The sequence below is a fragment of the Delftia sp. SD018 genome, from assembly GCF_017355445.1.
GTDB classification, from domain to species: Bacteria; Pseudomonadota; Gammaproteobacteria; order Burkholderiales; family Burkholderiaceae_C; genus Comamonas; species Comamonas acidovorans.
The window spans coordinates 145458-164695 of sequence record NZ_JADDRN010000012.1 but is presented as its reverse complement, the minus strand read 5'-3'; the positions used below and the strand labels follow the sequence as shown (position 1 = coordinate 164695).

General features: G+C 69.2%; 10 protein-coding genes and 3 tRNA genes. All 13 read right to left on the bottom strand.

Annotated features, from left to right (window positions below; all coding sequences use genetic code 11):
* The 13 genes from INR38_RS14310 to INR38_RS14250 all read right to left on the bottom strand — a co-directional run bounded on the left by INR38_RS14310 (position 1) and on the right by INR38_RS14250 (position 19233).
* The gene (locus INR38_RS14310) at positions 1 to 4671 is read right to left on the bottom strand and encodes a type I polyketide synthase (RefSeq protein WP_207442176.1); all 4671 of its coding nucleotides are present in this window, start codon (positions 4669 to 4671) and stop codon (positions 1 to 3) included.
* A complete protein-coding gene (locus INR38_RS14305; protein WP_207442177.1) occupies positions 4671 to 10043 on the bottom strand; it encodes a non-ribosomal peptide synthetase in 5373 nt (1790 codons plus the stop codon). The genes INR38_RS14310 and INR38_RS14305 overlap by 1 nt, the downstream gene beginning before the upstream one ends.
* A 20-nt stretch (positions 10044 to 10063) precedes the next feature.
* Positions 10064 to 11053 (bottom strand): TauD/TfdA family dioxygenase, encoded by a 990-nt coding sequence (locus tag INR38_RS14300; protein WP_043824407.1) that lies wholly within the window; start codon positions 11051 to 11053, stop codon positions 10064 to 10066.
* A complete protein-coding gene (locus INR38_RS14295; protein WP_043824405.1) occupies positions 11050 to 11739 on the bottom strand; it encodes a 4'-phosphopantetheinyl transferase superfamily protein in 690 nt (229 codons plus the stop codon). The genes INR38_RS14300 and INR38_RS14295 overlap by 4 nt, the downstream gene beginning before the upstream one ends.
* A complete protein-coding gene (locus INR38_RS14290) occupies positions 11717 to 12460 on the bottom strand; it encodes an alpha/beta fold hydrolase (RefSeq protein ID WP_207442178.1) in 744 nt (247 codons plus the stop codon). Before INR38_RS14290 ends, INR38_RS14295 begins: the two co-directional genes overlap by 23 nt.
* Positions 12461 to 12465: 5 nt before the next feature.
* Positions 12466 to 12750: an MbtH family NRPS accessory protein gene (locus tag INR38_RS14285; protein ID WP_207442181.1), complete on the bottom strand. Its 285-nt coding sequence runs from the start codon at positions 12748 to 12750 to the stop codon at positions 12466 to 12468.
* A 151-nt stretch (positions 12751 to 12901) separates the two neighbouring features.
* Positions 12902 to 13426 carry a sigma-70 family RNA polymerase sigma factor gene (locus INR38_RS14280; RefSeq protein ID WP_043824402.1) on the bottom strand — a complete coding sequence of 175 codons (525 nt, stop codon included), beginning with the start codon at positions 13424 to 13426 and terminating at the stop codon, positions 12902 to 12904.
* A 706-nt stretch (positions 13427 to 14132) separates the two neighbouring features.
* Positions 14133 to 14209, bottom strand: a tRNA-Asp gene (locus INR38_RS14275).
* Positions 14210 to 14253: 44 nt separating this feature from the next.
* Positions 14254 to 14329, bottom strand: a tRNA-Glu gene (locus INR38_RS14270).
* Positions 14330 to 14367: 38 nt separating this feature from the next.
* A tRNA-Ala gene (locus tag INR38_RS14265) sits at positions 14368 to 14443 on the bottom strand.
* A 126-nt stretch (positions 14444 to 14569) separates the two neighbouring features.
* Positions 14570 to 14905, bottom strand: a complete 336-nt coding sequence (locus INR38_RS14260) for a P-II family nitrogen regulator (protein ID WP_013801593.1) — start codon at positions 14903 to 14905, stop codon at positions 14570 to 14572.
* A 16-nt stretch (positions 14906 to 14921) separates the two neighbouring features.
* Complete coding sequence (locus INR38_RS14255; RefSeq protein ID WP_207442186.1) at positions 14922 to 18011, bottom strand: CusA/CzcA family heavy metal efflux RND transporter; 3090 nt, start codon at positions 18009 to 18011, stop codon at positions 14922 to 14924.
* 4 nt (positions 18012 to 18015) lie between these two features.
* Positions 18016 to 19233: an efflux RND transporter periplasmic adaptor subunit gene (locus INR38_RS14250; RefSeq protein WP_034395847.1), complete on the bottom strand. Its 1218-nt coding sequence runs from the start codon at positions 19231 to 19233 to the stop codon at positions 18016 to 18018.
* Positions 19234 to 19238: the final 5 nt, after the last annotated feature.

Here is a 19238-nt window from a genome sequence, read left to right as displayed (position 1 = left end):
TCACGAATAAATCGGCGATGCGGTGGTCGGGGCGGGCTCGGCTTCGGCGTCCAGCGCCTGGATTTCCTCGATCAACCGGGTTTCAACGAGTTCGGCCAGGCGCCGCACCGTGGGCGTGCGCAGCAAGGCCGCAGGATGGATTTCGACGCCATAGGCCTGGCGCACGCGCGCCAGCAGCTGTATGGCCATGAGCGAGTCGCCGCCGAGTTCGAAAAGGTTGTCCTCGGCGCCCACGGGAGCCACGCCCAGGAAGCCGCTCCAGAGCGCGGCCAGACCGGTCTCCAGGTCGCCCTCGGGCGCCACGAAGCCGGCCATGCCACCGGGCCGCGCCTGGGTGGGCGCAGGCCCCGCCGTCGCTGCCGTTGTCGCTGCTGCAGGCAGGGCCTGGTCCAGCAACTCGGCGAGGTCCGCATGGCGACGCGTTTCCAGATCGGTGGTGGACACGCAGACATGGGGCTGCACAGGGCCGGCCAGGATGCGCTCGAACAGATGCACGCCCTGCTCCGGTGCGATGCCCACACCTTCGGGCATGGACGTGCCTGCCGCCATGCCCACGCCGCGCCACCCGTCCCAGCCCACGGAAATCAGCGGCCAGCCGGCCGTGCGGCCATGGGCCACGGCCAGCGCATCCAGGCAGGCATTGGCGGCCGCATAGTCGATGCGGCCCAGGCCGCCCGCCACGGCGGCCAGGGAAGAGCACAGCAGCATGAAGTCCAGCGGCTGCCCGGCCAGTGCGGCCAGCAAGGCCCGCGTGCCCTGGAGCTTGGGCGCGAGCACCTGCATCACCTCGTGTGCCCGCTTGTCCGCGAGCATGCCGTCGCCGGCCAGGCCGGCGGCGTGGATGACGCCGTGGATGCCGCCATGCATTCCGCCGAACGCGCGCTGCGCCTGTTCCAACGCGGTGCGCAGCTGGGCTTCGCTGCCCACATCGGCCTGCACCAGGCACAGCTGGGCGCCCAGCCGTTCCAGCTCCAGCAACTGCTGCAGCCGGGCACGCAGCGCAGGTTCCGTCTGCGCATCCTGCGCCAGTGCCTGCCACTGACCCCGTTCAGGCAGCGCCGAGCGGCCCAGCAGCACCAGCCGGGCCTGCCAGTGCTCGGCCAGGTGCCGGGCCAGCGCCAGCCCCATGCCGCCCAGGCCGCCCGTGATCAGATAGCAGCCGCCACGGCGCAGGCGCGGCGCGGTGGCTGGCGCAGCTGGCGTGACGGCGGGTGCCGTCTGCCCCGCAATGCGCTCGTAGCGCCGGGTCCAGCGGTGCGGGCCGCGCAAGGCCACGCAGGCCGGTGCGGGCTCGCTGAACTCGGCCAGGATGCGCTGCGCCAGCGCTGCCATCCCTTGGGCATGCCCGCTCTGCACAGGCAGCACATCGACGATGCGGCAGGCCATGCCCGGCAGCTCCTGGGGAATCACGAGGCAGGGGCCATGGAGCATGGCCTTGGCGGGCTGCAGGGATTCGGTCCCTGTCACGTCCTCCAGCCCATCCGTGACCAGCAGCATCTGCTGCCGGCCAGCAGCGCCCACAGCGGATGCGGCAGACACGGCCTCCAGCGCCTGGGCCAGGGCCAGCGGGCCGAGCAGGCAGCGCTCAGCCGCCTGTGCGTCATCCAGCGTGCCCAGGCTCCACAGATCGCAGATGCAGGCCACCGGGCCGATCTCGGCCGCTATCTGCCCCAGGGCGCGCGTCCAGTCGCTGCGCTCGGTCATGCGCAGCGCATGGCGGGCAGGCCCCAGGCGTTCATGGAGCGGACCGGGTTCGATGCGGACCACGGGCGCGGGCTGGGTGTCGGACCAGGCCTGCGCCAGGGATTCGGCCAGTGTCGATCCGGCCTCGGCCAGCAGCAGCATGCAGCCGCCGGCGGGTACCGCGGCGGCCCGTACAACGGGCGCTGAGCGTTGCCAGACAGGGGCATACAGCCAGCCCCGGGGATCGGTGCCGTGCAGACCACCGGGAGCAGCAGGAGCGGCCTCAGAGGCCGGCACCGTGGCGGCAACCCAGTGCGATTCGCGCTCGAACGGATAGCCGGGCAAGGGCACGCGGCGCGCGCCCTGTGCGCTGTTCAGCAGCGGTGCCTTGGCCGCGCCAACGCCCGCCGCCCAAAGCTGGGCCAGGCAGCGCGCGGGCTGGTCGGCCTGAAGTTCTTCGCGGTTGGCGGCTGCCTGCGATGCCAGCACGGTGCGTGCGCCAGCCTTGGGATTGCGCCGGGCCAGGCCGCTGAGGCCTTGGCCCGGGCCCACTTCCAGCAGGATGCGGTCGCTTTGGTCCAGCAGCGTGTCCAGGCCCTGCGCAAAGCGCACCGTGCCGCGCAGATGCTGCAGCCAGTAGCGGGGGTCCTGGGCCTCTTCGTCGCGGATCCAGCGGCCGCTGAGGTTGGAGATGAAGGCCATGGCAGGTCGGTTGAACCGCACGCTGGCCAGCTGGTGCGCAAAGGCGTCGAGCACGGGATCGAGCAACGCGGAATGAAAGGCGTGCGACACCTGCAATCTGCGCAGCAGCACGCCCGTGCCGGCCAGGGCCTGCTCGGCGGCCGCAATGGCGTCGGGCCGGCCCGAGAGCACGCACAGATCGGCCGCATTGACGGCGGCCAGATCGCAGCCCCGGCACAGCCAGTCCTGCAGCGCGGCCTCAGGCAGGCCCACGGCCAGCATGGCGCCGGGCTCGGTGGCCTGCATGATGCGGCCGCGCGCGACCACCAGGTCCAGCGCATCGTCGAGCGAGAAGACCCCGGCGATGCAGGCCGCCACATACTCGCCGATGCTGTGGCCCAGCATGGCCTCGGGCTGCAGGCCCCAGGACATCCACAGCCGCGCCATGGCGTACTCGACGATGAACAGCGCAGGCTGCGTGGCCTCGGTGCGCGCCAGCGCCTGCGCGGCCTGGGCATCGTCGGCCTGCGCCAGCAGCCAGGGCCGCAGGTCCATGCCGGTCTGCGTCCTCACCCTCTCGCAGCAGCGGTCCACGATGTCGCGGAACACCGGCTCCTGCGCATGCAGGCTGCGCGCCATGCCTGCGTGCTGGGCGCCCTGGCCGGGGAACAGAAAGGCCAGGCCGGGCTGGGGCGAGAGCACGCTGCCCGTGAAATGCACCAGGGGCGCCGGATGGTCCAGCGCCTCGATGGCCTGGGTCACTCCATGGGCCAGCACGGCCAGCCGATGCGCATGGCGCTTGCGGCCCACACGCAGGGTGTGGGCCACATCGGCCAGGGCCATGCCCGGGTGCTGCTCCAGATGTCTGGCCAGCTGGCTGGCCGAGGCCTGCAACGCCTGCGGCGTACGCGCCGACAGCAGCAGCAATTGGGGCGTACGCCCTGCGCTTTCCGATGGATCGGCAGGGAGCGTGGCCGGAGCCTCCTCCAGCACCATGTGCGCATTGGTGCCGCCCATGCCGAAGGAGCTCACGCCGGCACGCCGGGGCAGCGGGCCGGCAGGCCAGTCCTGCGCCGTGGTCTGGACGCGGAAGGGGCTGCCAGCGAAGTCCACGCGCGGGTTGGGCGTGGAGAAGTTCAGGCTGGGCGGCAGGGTGCGGTGGCGCAGCGCCATCACGGCCTTGATCAGGCCGGTCACTCCGGCAGCGGCGTCCAGGTGGCCCACATTGGTCTTGACCGATCCCAGTGCGCAGTGACCGGGCGCACGCCCCGTCAGTCCCCCAGCCCCGCCAAAGGCCTGGGTCAGCGCCGCGATCTCGATGGGATCGCCCAGCATGGTGCCCGTGCCATGGGCCTCGACATACCCCACTGAGGCGGGATCGACGCCAGCCATGGCCTGGGCGGCGCGTATGGCCTCGGCCTGGCCGTCCACGCTGGGCGCGTTGTAGCCGATCTTGCGCGCGCCATCGTTGTTCACGGCGCTGCCCCGGATCACGGCATGGACGGTGTCGCCGTCGCGCAGTGCCTCGTCCAGGCGCTTGAGCACGACTACGCCCGCGCCGCTGCCCAGCATGGTGCCGTCGGCACGCGCATCGAAGGCGCGGCAATGGCCGTCCGAGGACAGAATGGCGCCCGGCTGGTGCAGGTAGCCCGCGCCCTGCAGCAGGTTGAGCCACACCCCGCCGGCCAGGGCCATGTCGCACTCCATGCCCAGCAAGGACTGGCAGGCCATGTGCACGGCCACCAGCGAGGTGGAGCAGGCCGTCTGCACGGTCACGGCCGGGCCGCGCAGGTTGAGCTTGTAGGCCACGCGCGTGCACAGGGCGTCGGCCGCGTTGCCGTTGAGCAGGGCGATCAGCTCGGCGATGCCGCCGCTCCACTGCGCACGCCCCAGCAGATGGCGCATGAGGTAGAGATTGGCGCCCGCACCCGCGAACACGCCGGCCGCCACGTCCAGCCGCTCGGCGTCATAGCCCGCATGCTCCAGCGCCTGCCAGGCGCATTCGAGGAAGACGCGCTGCTGGGGATCGATCTGGCCGGCCTCGCGCGGCGTGTAGCCGAAAAAGCCGGCATCGAACCAGTCCAGGCCTTCCAGCACCACGCCGGACTTCACGCAGGCGGCATCGTCCAGCAGGGCCTGTTCCGTGCCCTGGTGGCGCAGGGCCTCGTCGCTGAAGGCGGTCACGGATTCGCGGCCTTCGCGGATGTTGCGCCACAGCGCGTCCACGCTGTCCGCGCCCGGGAAGCGCCCGCCCATGCCGATGATGGCGATCTCCACGCCGCTGTAGCCCGCATCCTGAGCACGCATCAGTTCACCTCCTCGGTCAGACCACGGCGGCCCAGCAGCGCGGCGCGGCGGCGCTGGGCGCGTGCGTCGGCCTGCTGATCCTGCAACTCCTGCTGGTCCTTCAGCCCTTCCTGGGCCGCCCCCGCGCCGCGCTGCGCCTCGATGCGGCGGGCCAGCGTGGCCACGGTCGGGTGCTGGAACATGTCGATCACAGAAAGCCCGCTGCCCAGCGCATCCTCGATCTGCCGGTGCGCGCGTATCAGCAGCAGCGAATGCCCGCCCAGGTCGAAGAAGCTTTCGTTGGCGCCTATGCGTTCGAGCTGCAGCAGCTCGCGCCAGATGGTGGCAATGGTCTCGGCCACACCGCCTTCGGGCGCCTCGAACGGCTGCGCACCATCGCCCGATGCAGGCAGGGGCGCGGGCGCCGGCAGCGCCTTGCGGTCCACCTTGCCGTTGCTGTTGAGCGGCAGCGTGTCCAGGCGCACAAAGAGGGAGGGCACCATGTAGTCGGGCAGGCTGCGGCCCAGCTGCGCCTTGAGTGCAGCCAGGTCCTGCAGCGCGGCACCTTCACCGGCCAGGTAGGCCACCAGCCGGCTGCCGCCTTCGGCAGAGTCTGCGACCACCACCGCCTCGCGCAGGCCTGGCACGGCCAGCAGGGCGGCCTCGATCTCGCCCAGTTCCACGCGGAAGCCGCGGATCTTGACCTGGTGGTCCAGCCGGCCCAGGTACTCGATCTCGCCGTGCTCGTTCCAGCGCACCAGGTCACCCGTGCGGTAGGCACGCTCGCCGGCCAGCGCCGAAGGGCTGGCCACAAAGCGCTCGGCCGTGAGCGCGGGCCGGCCCCAGTAGCCGCGCGCCAGCGCCAGGCCGCCCAGCAGCAGCTCGCCGGCCACGCCGCGCGGCACGGGCTGCAGGCCAGCGTCGACGATATGCACCTGCACGTTGCCCAGCGGCCGCCCGATGGGCACGGCCTGCGGGCCAGGCTCGCGGCAGTCGTGGTAGGTGACCTCGATGGCGGCTTCGGTCGGCCCGTAGAGGTTGAGCAGGCGCGCGCCCGGCAACAGGGCCAGTGCGCGGTCGCGCAGCTCGGCCGGCAGGGCCTCGCCGCTGCAGACGATGTGCTTCAGTCCTGTGCAGGACGGGGCATGGCCGCTGGACAGAAAGGCCTGCAGCATGGACGGCACGAAGTGGATGCAGCTGACGGCGTGGCGTTCGACCAGGGCCGCGATGCGCGCAGGATCGCGGTGCTCCCCGGGCCCTGCCAGCGCCAGCCGGGCGCCAGTGGACAGCGGCCAGAAGAACTCCCAGAACGAGATATCGAAGCTGAACGGTGTCTTCTGCAGCACGGTGTCCTGCGCGGCCAGCGGCTGGTGCTGCTGACCCCAGGCAAGGCGATTGCACAGCGCGCGGTGGCGGTTGCCCGCGCCCTTGGGGCGGCCGGTGGAGCCCGAGGTGTAGATGACGTAGACCAGGTTCTCGCCGTGCAGCGCGACGCCCGGGTCATGGGCCGGACGGGAGGACAGATCGATGGCGTCCACCGCCAGGGACAGCGGCTGCAGCGCGAGCGGCAGCCTTGCGACCAGACCCGACTGCGTCAGCAGCACGCCGATGCCGCTGTCGTCGGCCATGTAGCGCAGGCGCTCGGCCGGGTGCTCGGGGTCCATGGGCACATAGGCGCCACCAGCCTTCATGATGGCCAGCAGGCCGACCACCATGTCCAGCGAACGCTCCATGGCAATGCCGACCTGCACTTCGGGCCGCACACCAAGTGCGATCAGATGGTGGGCCAGGCGGTTGGCGCGCGCATTGAGTTCGCCATAGCTCCAGGAGTCTTCTCCAAAGACCAGGGCCGTGGCCTGCGGGTTGCGGCGCGCCTGCTGCTCGAAGGCGGCATGGACCAGCTCGGGGACGGCATGGCCGCCCTGCCCGCTCTGCCCGCTCTGCCCGCTCTGCCCAGACTGCCAGGCCACCAGCTCGGCACGTTCTTCCTCCGACAGCAGATCCACCTCGCCCACAGTCGCCTCGGGGTGATGGGCCAGGGCCTCGAGCATGCGCAGATAGTGCTGGCCCAGGCGCTCCATGGTGGCGGGCAGGAAAAGCTCGGCCGCATAGTCCATGCCCACGCGCACGGCGCCGCCTGCGCGTTCACGCACTTCCAGCGACAGCTCGAACTGCGCCGTGCCTCCGGGCACGGAAGCCGCTTCGGCCATGCAGCCCGTCATGCGCTCGAAGCCGCGCAAGTCCTCATGCACATGGTTGAACATCAGCTGGAACAGCGGTGGATGCGCCAGGCTGCGCTGGGGCTGCAGGTCTTCCACCAGTTGCTCGAAAGGCAGGTCCTGGTGCTCCTGGGCCTGCAGCGTGGCGCGCCTGGCCGCATTGAGCACCTGGGCCAGCGGGGTGCGGCCATCGACCTCGGCCTGCAGCACCAGGGTGTTGACGAAGAACCCGATCAGGCCCTGCGTACCCGCATGCTGGCGGCCCCCTACGGGCACGCCCAGGCGCAGCACCTGCTGGCCCGTATGGCGGTGCAGCACGGCCTGCCAGCCTGCCAGCAGCACCATGAACAGGCTGGCACCGGCTTGGGCAGCGCGCAAGCGCAGCGCATCCACCAGCGGCGCAGGCAGCGCGAAGCCATGCCGGGCAGCCGAGTAGCGGGCCACGGCTGCGCGCGGCCGGTCGCTGGGCAAGGCCAGCACGGGATGCTCGCTGCCCAGTTGCCCGCGCCAGTAGGCCAGTTGCCGCTGGCGCACGCCGCCATCCAGCCAGGCCGCATGCCAGGCTGCGTAGTCGGCGTATTGCAATGCGGGGGCAGCGGGCTCGGCGGCCGCCGCCGCATCACCCAGATGGAGGTATTGCTGCGCAAGCTCGTCCAGCAGGTTCTGCAGGGATACGCCGTCGCACACGATGTGGTGCATGACCAGCACCAGACGGTGGTCATCCGGCCCAAGCCGCATCAGCAGCGCACGCAGCAGCGGGCCCTTGCCCAGGTCGAAGGGCCTGGCGTGCAGGCGGCGTGCCTCTTCAGGGGCACGCTGCGGCTCGTGGTCCAGGTCCAGCCATTGGAACTCCAGGCCGCCGCTATCCAGCACATGCTGCCGGGCCGACCCGTCGGCGGCAGGCAGGAACACGGTGCGCAGCGCATCGTGGCGTGCCACCAGGCGCTCCAGGGCCGTGTGCAGCCGTTGCGCATCCAGCGTGCCGCCCAGCTGCAGCTCCACCGCCACGTGGTAGGCCGTGCCCGCAGGATCCAGGTGCCAGAGAAACCACTGCCGCTGCTGGGCGTGGGACAGGGGCTGGCTTGCACCGGGGCCGCGCGCCACAGGGCCAGGACGAGGGATGCCAGTTCCGGGTCCTGCCGCCTGCAGTTCGCGCAATGCAGCCGCGCACGCCGAAAGCCGGGGCCGGTCAAAGAGCAGGCCTGGCGCAAAGTCCACGCCCCACTGCTGCGACACGCGTGCAGCCAGTTGCACGGCCGAGAGGGAGTTGCCGCCCAGTAGGAAGAACTGCGGATCGCCCGCAGGCAGCTCGGCACGGCGCAGCACTTCGCACCAGAGCATGGTCAGCGCAGTCTCGGTGGCATCGCGCAGTGGGACGGCTGGGTCTGCACCGTCATTTGCCACAGAGTCCGCCGTTGCGTCCACAAAGGCGCCGTTCTCCCAGACCGCATAGGCCTCCAGGCTGCGCTGCGCCCAGCCCTTCTTGCAGGCCTGGCGCTGGAGCTTGCCGCTCGATGTGCGCGGCAGCGCGCCGGGCTCCAGCAGGACCACGACGACAGGCGCCTCGCCAAAGGCCGTGGCCACGGCGGCAGCCAGTGCGTCGACCAGCGTCTCCCTCGGCACCAGCTTTTGCAAACCGCGCGAAATCTCGGCGGCCACACCTATGCCCTCGCCCGACGGCCCTTCCACTGCAAACGCGGCCACGCGCCCCTTGCGCACGGCTTCGACCTCGGCCTCGACCACGCGCTCGATGTCCTGCGGGTAGAGGTTGTGCCCGCGCACGATGATCAGGTCCTTGATGCGGCCCGCCACATGGACCTGCCCAGCATGCACGAAGCCCAGGTCGCCCGTGCGCAGCCAGCGCCGGCCTGCATGCTCGACAAAGGCCTGCTGCGTTTGCTGCGGCTTGCCCCAGTAGCCCTGGCTGATGCTGGGGCCGTGCGCCCAGATCTCGCCCACGCGGCCGGGCTCCAGCACCTGCAGGCTGTGCGGATCGACGATGGCCACGGCATGGCCGGGAACGGCGGGGCCGCAGCCCACCAGCGGGGTGGTCTGCGAGGCGCCGGGGCTTTCCTCGGCCCGGCCCTGGCCCAGGGCCTCGGTATCGAAGGACGTGATCGTGGCGCCTGCGCCGCAACTGCCGCCGGTGATGAACAGGGTGGCTTCGGCCAGGCCGTAGCAGGCATAGGCCGCGTCGGGCCGCAGGCCGCAGGCGGCAAAGCGCTGCGCGAAGGCCGTGACGGTGTCGGCACGCACGGGTTCGGCGCCCGTGTAGGCCAGCCGCCAGCTCGACAGGTCCAGCTGCGCCAGTTGCGACGGCTTGATGCGCTCCAGGCACATGCGGTAGGCGAAGTCGGGGCCGCCGCTGATGGTGGCGCGGTGGCGCGAGATCAGCTCCAGCCAGCGCACGGGGCTTTCCAGGAAAAGGCGCGGCGAGGTCAGCACCAGCGGCAGGCCGCTGTACAGCGGCTGCAGCAGTCCGCCGATCAGGCCCATGTCGTGGTACAGCGGTGCCCAGGACATGAAGCGGTCGCCCGCGCCGATGTCCATGCGCTGCTGGATGGCGGCCTCGTTGGCGATGAGGTTGCCGTGGCTGACCATCACGCCCTTGGGCGCCGAGGTGGAGCCCGAGGTGTATTGCAGGAAGGCGATGTCGTCGGCAGCCGGGGCATGGGGCCGCCAGGCCTCGGCATCGGCCAGGTCCACCTGGTCGGCGGCCACGGCGGCAATGCTGCCAAAGCGCGCATCGGCACCGGGCAGGGCCTGCATCACTTCGGCCGTGCTGATCACGCAGGCCGCATCCGCGTCGCCCACGATGCCCAGCAGCCGCTCCAGGTGCTGCACGCGCAGCGATTCCAGCGGCGGCACCGGCACGGCGATCACGCCCGCGTAGAAGCAGGCCAGCATGCTGGCGGCGTAGTGCTCGTCGTTGTCCATCATCACCAGGGCGCGCGCGCCCACGGGGCACAGCCGCTGCAGCCGGGCGGCCAGCGCGCGCACGCGGCGGTCGAACTCGCCGTAGCTGTGGCTGCGCTCGACCACGCGGCCGTCCTGCACGGCGGCCACGGTGAGCCAGATGTCGTCGGGCCGCTGCTGCGCCAGGCCCCTCAGATGCTCGACCAGGCTGGCCGGCGCCTGGCCTGCTGCCGCGATTGCACTTTGTCCACTCAGCATGTCAGCTGCCTCCCGGGTTCTCAGAAACGGTCCAGATTGCTGCGCGGCTCGGCCATGGCGACGATGACCTTGCGCGGCCCCTTGAAGGGCGAGCGGGCATGGGCCACGAGCATGTTGTCCAGCATCAGCACGTCGCCCTGCTCCCAGGGGAAGCTGACGGTCTCGGCATCCAGCGCGGCGCGCACCTCGGCGAAGATGTCGTCGCCGATGGTGGAGCCGTCGGCAAAGAAGGTGTTGCGCGGCAGGTTCTCGATGCCGTAGACCTCCTCCAGCACCTCGCGCTCCTCGGGCTCGCGCGCCGAGATGTGGAACAGGTGGGCCTGGTTGAACCAGACCATTTCGCCCGTGACGGGATGGCTCTCCATGGCCTGGCAGAGCTGGCGCGTGCGCAGGCCGTCGTCCTCCTTCCATTCCCAGTCCATGCGCGCATGGCGGCAGAAGGCCTCGACCTCGGCGCGGCTTTCGGTGTTGAAGACCTTCTGCCAGGGCACGTCCATCTCGCCGAAGTTGCGCACGTACAGGATGCCGGGCTCGAACAGCTCGCGGATGCGCGCCGGAATGCGGCGGTAGACCGCACGGCTGTCGGCAATCGGCGTCTCGCCGCCCTCGGGCGATGCGGTGACGCAGTGGAACCAGATCTTCATGGGCCACTCGCGCGTGTAGGCCTGCTCGTTGTGCAGCGGAATGCTCTGGTGGGCCGGGTATTCGGTGGAGGTGTAGACGCCCGCGCCGCTGGAGGCCTCGACCGCGCTGCGCGGCGTGGAGGCGAATTCGTACTTGAGCAGCGGGTGGCCGAAGGCCGAGGCGAAGCGCTGGAAGGTCTCCACATCGGGCACGCCAAAGCCGCGCAGCAGCACGCCGCCCGTGGTCAGCAGCGCCTCGTCGATGTCGCGGCGCAGCGGCGGCAGCGCGGCCAGCAGGTCCTGGCCCGGCTGGGCGGGCGTCATGAGCTGGGGAAGCAGAGAGCCCGCGGGGGCCTTGCGCTCGAAGCGCTGGAGGGTTTCGTTCATGTCGATTCCTTGGTGCGCCACGCAAGAGCTGCCGCGTAGCCCGGCGGCGCTGGCAGCGCCATCGCTTGAAAACCATTCCAGTCGGGGACCGCGCAGGCGATGGCCAGCCGTCCGTCCCCTCCCGGGCTGATGCCTATGGAGCGCAGGTGGTCGGCCACGCCGATGCCGATGGCCTTGAGCACGGCTTCCTTGCCCACCCAGCGCTGGTAGAAGGCCGCCAGCCGATCAGGCGCACGGCGCACGCTGGCGCGTTCCTGGTCGGTGCAGACGGCGTCGAGCATGACCTCGGCATCGAGGTCGGGCTTGTGCTGCTCGATGTCCACGCCCAGGTGCAGCACGCCACCGGGATCGGCCAGCGCGATCAGCGCATGCCCGCCCGAATGCGAGACATTGAAGAGCGGTGCCCGCAGCGGGTCCTCGTCGACAAAGGGCTTGCCGTGGACGCCGACCGCCAGCGGCACATCGGCCGGGCAGCAGCCCAGCCTGCGCCCCAGCAGCCGCCGCGTGGCAGCGCGCGTCTGCGCGAAGCGCAGCCGGTCGGCGGCCCGCACGAAGCGCGCGGCGCGACCGCGCTCCTCGGGGGTCAGGTGCGGCAGGCTGTCGCTCAGTTCGGCCCTCAGGTCCAGGTCCAGCCTGAAGACCTCGATGCCCTGGCTCATGGCCTCACGCACGGACACGAGCTGCATGGATTTCCCCCTGGAGTGACTGGGCCCCGGCCAGGCGCTGCGCCAGCACGGCCAGCACATCGCCTTCGCGCTGCTTGATGAAGAAATGCCCGCCCTCGAACCAGTCCAGCGTGAAGGCCCCGGCGGCCTCCTGCGACCAGGCCTGGACGCGGGGCGCCTCGATGTCGTCCTGCCGCCCCGCAAAGACGTGCACCGGCAGCGGCAGGCCCGCAGCGGGCACATGGCCGAAGCTCTCGCAGACGCGGTAGTCGGAGCCCAGCACATCCAGCGTGATGCGCATGAGCTCGGGGCTGCCAAACACCTCTTCGGGCGTGCCGCCCTGCCTGCGCAGATCGGCAATCAGCGCCGCATCGTCGCCCTTGCCCGCAAAGCGCTCGGGATCGCGGCAGGCCGGTGCCGGGCTGCCCGAGGCAATCAGGGCCAGCGGCAGCTCCCTGCCCTGCTCGCGCAATTGCCGCGCCATGCCGAAGGCCAGCAGCGCGCCCATGCTGTGGCCCAGCAGCGCAAAGCGGCCGCGCATGGCCTGGCGCTGCTCGGCGCACAGCAGCGAGACCAGTTGCCCGAAGTCCTCGACCGCAGGCTCGCCCAGCCGGCTGCCCCGCCCCGGCAGCTCCACCGGCGCAATGCGGATCCAGTGGGGCAGCAGCCTGCGCCAGCGCAGGTACATGGTGGCGCTGGCGCCTGCGCACGGCAGGCACAGCAGGGTCAGCGGCTCGTGCATGCGCGTCAGCCCGCTGCGGTTTCGATCACGGGATCGGTATCGCTTTGCAGCGCGGCGCCGGCACCCGCCTGCTCCTGCTGCTGCATCCACACGCGCAGCGACTTGGGCCGCATGTCGGTCCAGGTGGCGTCCACGTAGTCGAGCACGGTTTTCTTGTCGCCCTTCACGCCCTCCACGGCGGTCCAGCCGCCGGGCACGGCCTTCCAGTGCGGCCAGATGGAATACTGTTCCTCGTGGTTGACCAGAACGATGAAGGTTTCGTCTTCGCGGTCGAAGCAGCTTGTAGACATGCAGGCGTCCTTTATGCGGTTGAACATCGGTGAGGCCAGTACCGGATCGCGGCGATCCGGTACTGCGCCTCTGTTGAACATGACGTTCCGAATCCGAAACTGTTCACGCCGCGTGCGCGCCGGTTCCGGGTCATGCGCCGGGCTGCACCGTTCAATGGTGGTCCAGCAGCGAGCGGTGGACATGGATGGCCTTGCAGGCGTCGGCAATCCTGGCGTTCACCAGGCCCAGCGCGCACTCCATGTGCTCGGCGATCTGGCGCTGGGTGAGGCCCTTGATGCGGTACAGCTCGAAGGTCTCGCGGGTCTTGGGCGGCACCTCGTCCAGGGCCTGGTCGATCAGGCGTATGGCCTGGGACTCGAACAAAAGGCGCTCGGGCGAGCGGCTGTCCGGTATCTCCAGCGTCTCCACATCCACGCCGTGGGTGCGGTAGCTGTTCTCGCGCTCCTGGCGGCGCAGGTAGTCCAGCGCCATGTTGCAGACGGCGCGCGTCCAGTAGGCGGCAGGCTTGGCGATCTCGGCATCGCTGCGCATCTCGGCAACGCGCAGATAGGTGTCCTGCACGGCGTCGTCGGCCAGTTCGGGATTCCTGAGAATTCTTCGCGCGACCCTCACCAACTGTCCACGCGAAGCAATGAAAACCTCTTCCAGCGAAGAATGTGTGTGATTCAAGGACACGATGCAGTTCCTCTCGCAAGCTAGGCAAGAACGTCAAGGGGAAATGTCGACCGCAGGTCGATGGACTGCCGGCGCGCCGCCCGTGCAAAAAGACGGGAACGGGACTCGGCACAGGCGGAAAGCGGCGGCACGGCCGCTGACCGCAGGGCATCAGTGCACGCCGATGCGCATCGGCGTGACTTGGGGAGACGGGCCTTAGATCGGCCTCATACCGGCTTCATGGCGGCGGCCGACCTCGCCGGGCCCATGCGTCCTGGAACAGGATCGGCAAGGGCTGTGCGGCCTTGCAGACGTGCTGAAACTTGAACCGGGACCAAGGCATGCAGTGGTGCTCCTTTAACGTTTTCCAGAACATGAAATGAGAAGCATTAACAGCTCCGGCGACAAAACCGGGTCTGGATCGGCATCTCGTACCTGTCTGGAAGACGTCCCGCCAAGGCAAACGAAGACACGGCTATCGGCACTGGAAAATCGGCAGCCGATGCCTATGGATTCCCGTCCCCATGGCTTTCCCTCGCCATGGATGATGGGCCTGGATCATGACGGACTGGTGATGCCCCAAGCGCAGTGCGGGGGCACCGAAGGTGCTGGGTGCGCAGGCAGGAAAAGCGAACGGAGCGCGCCTGCTGCTGCAACCTGCAGACGAAAAAAAGCCACCTTGCGGTGGCTTCTTGTCTGTGCAAACGCTGGGTTTGCACAAGGAATTTGGCGGAGTGGACGGGACTCGAACCCGCGACCCCCGGCGTGACAGGCCGGTATTCTAACCAACTGAACTACCACTCCTGGCAGACAGCTTTTGCGCTCTTTCGAGCCAAGTGCTGCAAACTTGGCGACCCTACGGGGATTCGAACCCCGGTACTCACCGTGAAAGGGTGATGTCCTAGGCCTCTAGACGATAGGGTCAATCCTAGAACTTGCGTAAATACTCAAGTCTCAATTTTTGGTGGAGGTAAACGGGATCGAACCGATGACCTCTTGCATGCCATGCAAGCGCTCTCCCAGCTGAGCTATACCCCCTTGCTGCAACGTTGCACTGCTTCGTTGCTGCGATTCAAAAATTGTAGCACAGCGTTTTGGGGGCAATTCCGGAATGCATGACTTTTTTATGTCGCCCTGCATTCCGGCGCCCTGCTCAAGCCCGGGTCAGGCCAGGCTTTGCCCATCGCGTATGCGGTGGATCTCGGCGATGTCCACCACCCAGACCAGGCCGTCGCCGACCTGGCCCGAATGGCAGGCCGTGGTGATGGCCGCGCGGATGGGCTCGACCATGGAGGCCTCGGCCAGCACGCAGACCATGATCTTGTCGGAGAAGTCGGTCAACTCCTCCTTCACGCTGCGCTTGTCGATGGCGGCCGGGGCCGTGAAGCCCTCGGCACGGAACAGCGTCACGCCGGGGAAGTTGGGAATGGCACGCAGCGCGTCGCGCAGGCGCTCCAGGCGGCTGGGGCGCACGATGGCCCGGATTTCCTTCATGGTCATTGCAGTGTCTCCTTCATCAGGCTTCCAGCGGTTTTTCGTCAAACCAGCGGTACAGGGTCGGCAACACCACCAGCGTAAGCAGGGTGGACGAGATCAGGCCACCGATCACGACGATGGCCAGCGGGCGTTGCACCTCCGAGCCGGGGCCGGTGGCGAACAGGAAGGGCACCAGGCCCAGCAGCGCGACGGTGGCCGTCATCATCACGGGGCGGAAGCGCTGCACGCAGCCTTCGCGCACGGCCTCGGCCACGTCCATTCCATCCTCGCGCAGCTTGCGGATGCAGCTGACCAGCACCACGCCGTTGAGCACCGCAATGCCCCACAGCGCGATGAAGCCCACCGATGCCGGCACGCTCACGTATTCGCCCGTGACGAACAGGCCTATCAGTCCCCCGATGGAGGCGAAGGGCAGCACCAGGATGATCAGCCCGGCCAGCTTGACCGAATTGAACAGCACGAACAGCAGGAAGAAGATGGCCACGATGGTCAGCGGCACGATCACCTGCAGCGTGCCCATGGCGCGCTCCATGTTCTCGAACTGGCCGCCGTACTTGAAGTAGTAGCCGTCGGGCAACTGCACTTCACTGTCGATGCGCTGCTGCACTTCGGTCACGAAACCGCCCAGGTCACGTCCTTCCACGTTGGCGCCCACGACCACGCGGCGCTTGCCGCCTTCGCGGCTGATCTGCGCGGGTCCGTCCACCAGTTCGATGCGGGCCACGCTGTTGAGCGGAACCTGCGCGCCGGTGCTGGTGGTCAGCAAGGTGGCGCCGACAGCCTGGGGCGAGCCACGGAAGGGCTCGGGGAAGCGCACGACCACGTTGTAGCGGCGCTCGCCCTCGTAGACCGTGGTCACGTCCTTGCCGCCGATGGCCGACTCGATCACGCCCTGCACGTCGGTGACGTTCAGGCCGTGGCGGGCAATGGCCTTGCGGTCGATATCCACCGTGAGCGCCTGCTGGCCCGACAGCCGCTCGACACGGATGTCGGTGCTGCCCGGCACGCTCTTGAGGATGCGGGCCACCTGTTCGGAGACATCGCGCAGATCGTCCAGCTCGTCACCGAAGACCTTGATGGCCAGTTGCGAGCGCACGCCCGTGACCATTTCATCCACGCGCTCGGAAATCGGCTGGGACAGCACGATCTGTACGCCCGGGATCGAGGACAGGCGCTGGCGGATGTCTTCGTCGATCTCGTCCTGGGTGCGATCGGACTCGGGGTCCAGCAGCACGATGGGGTCGGACTCGTTGGGGCCTGCGGGATCGGCCGGCGATTCACCGCGTCCGAGCTTGGAGACCACGCTGAGCACGCCGGGCACCTCGGCCACGGCCTTCATCGCCGCCATTTCCATGCGGATGGACTCGTCCAGCGAGATGCTGGGCACGCGGTTGATCTGCGGCGTCAGCGCGCCCTCCTTCATGGTGGGCATGAAGGACTTGCCCAGCAGCGGGAACAGTCCCAGCGAGCCCAGCAGCAGAGCCACGGCCACGGCCAGCGTGGCGCGGTTGCGCGCGGTGGCCAGGTCCAGCAGGCGCAGGTAGTGGCGCTTGAGGAAGGCGATCAGGCGCGTGTCATGGTCCGCGCCGCCCTTGAGGAAGTACGAGCACAGCACGGGCGACAGGAACAGCGACACGGCCAGCGAGACCGCCAGCGAGATCGCGATGGTCAGTGCCAGCGGGCCGAACATCTTGCCCTCGATGCCCTGCAGCGTCATCAGCGGCAGGAACACCAGGATGATGATGGCGATGCCGAAGATGGTGGGCGTGGCCACCTCGGTGGTGGCCGAGAGCACGGTGCGCACGCGTGCGCCCATGCTGTCGCCGGCCTGGCCGAGCTTGTGGAACACGTTCTCCACCACCACCACGGTGGCATCGACCATGAGGCCGATGGCGATCGCCAGCCCTCCCAGCGACATGAGGTTGGCCGAGATGCCCCAGCGGTTCATCATGATGAAGGTGGTCAGCGGCGTGATGATCAGCGTGGCCACCACGATCAGGCTGGAGCGCACGTCACCCAGGAAGACGAAGAGCACCACGACCACGAGCAGGATGCCCTCGATCAGCACCTTGCCCACGGTCCACAGCGCCGAGTCGACCAGGTCGGTACGGTCGTAGTAGGGAACGATCTGCAGGCCGCCGGGCAGCATGCCCTTGGAGTTGATCTCCTGCACGCGCTCCTTCACGCGGGTGACGACTTCCTTGGCATTGCCGCCGCGCATCATCAGCACGATGCCGGAGACGCCTTCGGTATAGCCGCCCTTGATGATGGCGCCCTGGCGCACTTCCTGGCCCAGCTGGACCTCGGCCACATCGCGCACGAAGACCGGCACGCCGCCATCCTGCTTGAGAACGATGTTGCCGATGTCCTCCAGCGACTGGATCAGGCCCACGGCGCGGATCAGGTACTGCTCGGTGACCTGGGGCAGGATGCCGCCGCTGGCGTTGGCGTTGTTGTCGGCGATGGCCTGGACCACATGGCGCACGGACAGGCCGTAGTGGCGCAGCCGGCCGGGGTCGACCTCCACCTGGTACTGCTTGACGTAGCCGCCCTGCGAGTTGATTTCGGCCACGCCGGGAATGGAGCGCAGCAGCGGGCGCGCCACCCAGTCCTGGATGGTGCGGCGCTCGGTCAGCTCCTCGGGCGTGAGGGCCCGCTTGCCGTCGTCGGGATGGTCCAGCGTGTACTGGTAGACCTCGCCCAGGCCCGTGGACACCGGCCCCAGCACGGGGATGATGCCTTCGGGCATGCGCGGCGTGACCTCCATCAGCCGCTCGGTGACGAGCTGGCGTGCAAAGTACACGTCGGTGGTATCGGTGAAGACCAGGGTGATGATGGACAGGCCGCTCTTGTTGAGCGAGCGCATCTCCACCAGGCCCGGCATGCCGGTCATGGCGATTTCCAGCGGCACGGTCACGAAGCGCTCGATTTCCTCGGGCGAGCGGCCTGGCGCCTCGGTGGCCACCTGGACCTGGACGTTGGTCACGTCAGGAAAGGCATCCACCGACAGATTCATGGCGGCGCGCAGGCCAAAGCCGCACAGCACCAGCGAGAGCACGATCACGATGAGTCGCTGGCTCAGTGCGGCCCGGATCATGGAAGCGATCATGGGCTTACTCCAGCTCTGCGCGCTTGCGCTCGTTGTTCAGGTGGAAGGCGCCCGTGGTGACGATGACCGTGCCATCGGCCACGCCCTTGTTCACGGGGCGCATGCCGCCGCTGGCGGTGCCCAGCTCGACGGGCGTGAGGCGGTAGTGGTTCTCGCCCTTCTTGACGAAGACATGGTCGCGATCGTTCTCGCGCACCACGGCCTCGGCCGGCACGGCCAGCAGCTGGCGTACCTCGCCCTGGATGCGCATGGTGGCCAGCATCTGGGGCTTGAGGTCGCGCTCGGTGTTGTCCACCTGGGTGCGGATGGTGACGGTGCGGGTCTCGGGCGTCACGGTGTCGCCCACATGCACGATCTGGCCGGACAGCACGCGCTCGCCCAGGGCGGGCACGGCGATCTCCACGGCCTGGCCGGCGCGCACGCCGCTGGCCATCTGCTCGGGAATCGCGCCCACCACCCAGACGCTGCTCAGGTCGGCCACGGTGAACAGCGGATCACCGGGCTGGGTCACCTGGCCGGAGCTGACCTTGCGCTCGATCACCACGCCGGCCCCTGTGGACAGCACGGCCGCATGCGACTGCAGCGTGCCCTTGTCGCGCAGCTGGGCGATGGCGCTGTCGGGAATGCCGATCAGGCGCAACTGGTCGCCGGCAGCGCGCTGCTCGGCGCGGGCAATCGACAGCTCGGACTCGCGGCGCTGCAGCTCGGCCGAGCCGATGACGTCAGCGGCGATCAGCTGGCGCGCGCGCTCCACGCCGCGCTCGGCCAGCGTGGCGGCGGAGTGTGCACGCAGATAGGCCAGCTGGGCGGTGGTCAGCTCGGGGCTGGCCACGCGGGCCAGCACCTGTCCCGCGCGCACGCGGTCGCCCACTTCGACCAGCACCTCGGTCACGCGCCCCGTGGCGGCCGCGCCAATGCGGGTGACCTGGCGCTCATTGGCCTCGATGCGGCCAGACACCTCCTGCAGCAGCGCGATCTGCGCCTGCGCCACGGGCTTGACGGCGAAGTTGGGAGCCATCTCGGCGGTCACACGGACCTCCATCGGGTCCTGCTCCTGGGCAGCGGCCGCTGCGGGCGCCGCCTTGGCTTCGGCCTCTTCGTTCTTGCCGCAGGCGCTCAGCGCCAGCGTTGCGGCCAGCAGGCCGGCCAGGGCCAGGGAATTCACCAAGGTGCTGCTGCCTGCGCGGGCGGCGATGGGTTTCGGATGCATATTCAAGGACATGTTCG

What these genes read in the sequence shown, in the direction of transcription:
- INR38_RS14260 (WP_013801593.1), bottom strand. Translation starts at nt 14,905, where the DNA reads ATGACCATGAAGGAAATCCGGGCCATCGTGCGCCCCAGCCGCCTGGAG.
- INR38_RS14285 (WP_207442181.1), bottom strand. Translation starts at nt 12,750, where the DNA reads ATGTCTACAAGCTGCTTCGACCGCGAAGACGAAACCTTCATCGTTCTG.
- INR38_RS14255 (WP_207442186.1), bottom strand. Translation starts at nt 18,011, where the DNA reads ATGATCGCTTCCATGATCCGGGCCGCACTGAGCCAGCGACTCATCGTG.
- INR38_RS14300 (WP_043824407.1), bottom strand. Translation starts at nt 11,053, where the DNA reads ATGAACGAAACCCTCCAGCGCTTCGAGCGCAAGGCCCCCGCGGGCTCT.
- INR38_RS14295 (WP_043824405.1), bottom strand. Translation starts at nt 11,739, where the DNA reads ATGCAGCTCGTGTCCGTGCGTGAGGCCATGAGCCAGGGCATCGAGGTC.
- INR38_RS14250 (WP_034395847.1), bottom strand. Translation starts at nt 19,233, where the DNA reads ATGTCCTTGAATATGCATCCGAAACCCATCGCCGCCCGCGCAGGCAGC.
- INR38_RS14310 (WP_207442176.1), bottom strand. Translation starts at nt 4,671, where the DNA reads ATGCGTGCTCAGGATGCGGGCTACAGCGGCGTGGAGATCGCCATCATC.
- INR38_RS14290 (WP_207442178.1), bottom strand. Translation starts at nt 12,460, where the DNA reads ATGCACGAGCCGCTGACCCTGCTGTGCCTGCCGTGCGCAGGCGCCAGC.
- INR38_RS14305 (WP_207442177.1), bottom strand. Translation starts at nt 10,043, where the DNA reads ATGCTGAGTGGACAAAGTGCAATCGCGGCAGCAGGCCAGGCGCCGGCC.